The sequence below is a fragment of the Enterococcus sp. DIV1298c genome (genome assembly GCF_017316315.1).
Classification (GTDB): domain Bacteria; phylum Bacillota; class Bacilli; order Lactobacillales; family Enterococcaceae; genus Enterococcus_B; species Enterococcus_B mangumiae.
This window is the reverse complement of record NZ_JAFLWG010000056.1, coordinates 1-1,486: the sequence shown is the minus strand read 5'-3', so window position 1 is coordinate 1,486 and position 1,486 is coordinate 1. Positions and strand designations below refer to the sequence as shown.

General features: G+C 39.8%; 1 protein-coding gene. It reads right to left on the bottom strand.

From position 1 onward, the window contains the following. Positions 1-87: 87 nt before the first annotated feature. Positions 88-1,383 carry an ISL3 family transposase gene (locus JZO83_RS12570; protein ID WP_207115953.1) on the bottom strand — a complete coding sequence of 432 codons (1,296 nt, stop codon included), beginning with the start codon at positions 1,381-1,383 and terminating at the stop codon, positions 88-90. Positions 1,384-1,486 lie beyond the last annotated feature (103 nt).

Below are 1,486 nucleotides of genomic sequence, written 5' to 3'. Positions count from 1 at the left end.
ACTGGCTCTTTGTCAATAAGGACTGATGAGTGCAATCAAGTGAAATCCGGAAGAAGAAGTGAACACTTCTTCTCCGGATTTTCTTCGTTATTTGACGTGAATGACTTGATTCGTCAAAAAGATTCGGATGCGCATGTTCTCAAATGATTTAAAGCCATAAGACACTCGTTTGAGTGTTTTGATGTGGGTGTTTTTTGCTTCAATTTTCCCATTAGAGTAAGGATAAATCAAAGAATGACGAATCCCTTCTTCATAGCTCAGAAGATTTTGTAGTTTTAGCCGAAATTCTTTATCTAATGTTTCTGGTAACTGATGCAAGAGAGTGAAAAATGACTCGTGGTCTTTGTCACGAAAGGCATCCGCTAGTTCATGGAACGCTTGATAGGCGACTTTCAAGGCAGTTGAAGCACTTAATAAACGGTCAAGCACCATGGCTTCTGTCAGGTAAGGATACTTTGGGGCACGAAAGCTACGCCAAGTTTTATATTCTGTGTGGTTGATATTCTTCCGATTTTTGGTGAGTAAGCGCCAATGGCTTTTTAATTTCCTTGGCATTGTCCGATTGCCCGAAGCAATCAGGCGTTTCATTTCACGGACACGAAAATCTTGGAACGCTTGATTCATGTGTTTGACCACATGAAAACGATCAATGACCAGTTTGGCATGAGGAAATACTTTTTTTGTTAGTTGAAAATACGCCGCATTCATATCAGTAACTAAATAGTCGACGTCAGATGGATTCACACATGTCTGGAAATAAGTGGTCAACCGAGACAATTTTCGAGTGGGTAAGATATCAACTAATTGCCCGGTTTCCCCATCGGCACAAATAAAACTCATCTTATCTTCTGAGGATACATGGGAACGAAATTCATCGACCATCAATACTTTGGGCAGGTGGCGCTTGGCTTGTTTTGGTAAATAGGTTTTTAACGACTTCAAAATACGCGTCACCGTTGGAATAGACACCTGGCAATGCTTTGCGATAAAAGATAAGGAGACCTTTTCGGTGAGTAAAGCAATGATTTTCATTTTTACATGCTCGGCAATCGAATGATTTGGCCGAACAAAATAGCTTTGGGCTGTCCAATGGGTATGGCAGTTTCTACAGTGATAACGTTGTTTCTTCAGCCGCATGATTAGCGGTAAATGGTTGAATTGATCGAAACGAATGCAGGTCATTTTCTTGCCATTTTTGACAATGACCGTTTTCCCCTTCGAATCTCTCACGGCAGAGCCACAAGTCAAACAAGCAGAAGTAGGAGGAGCTAACACTGCGTCAATAACTAAAGTATTGGTTTGATGGAACGTTTCGTAAGAAACATCTTGGATGGTTAAATATTTATCTGTTAATCGGAGCATTTTTTTGATAGAATTTTCCATAGAGCATATCGTCCTCTCAGTTGTTTATTTTGTGGTGATTTAATCATACTAGAGAACGATATGTTTTTTAATACCCAAAAAGAAAAAGTGGGCTGACGAATCA

Bases quoted from the DNA above. Each gene is read 5' to 3' on its own strand.
- JZO83_RS12570 (WP_207115953.1), bottom strand. From the start codon at position 1,383: ATGGAAAATTCTATCAAAAAAATGCTCCGATTAACAGATAAATATTTA.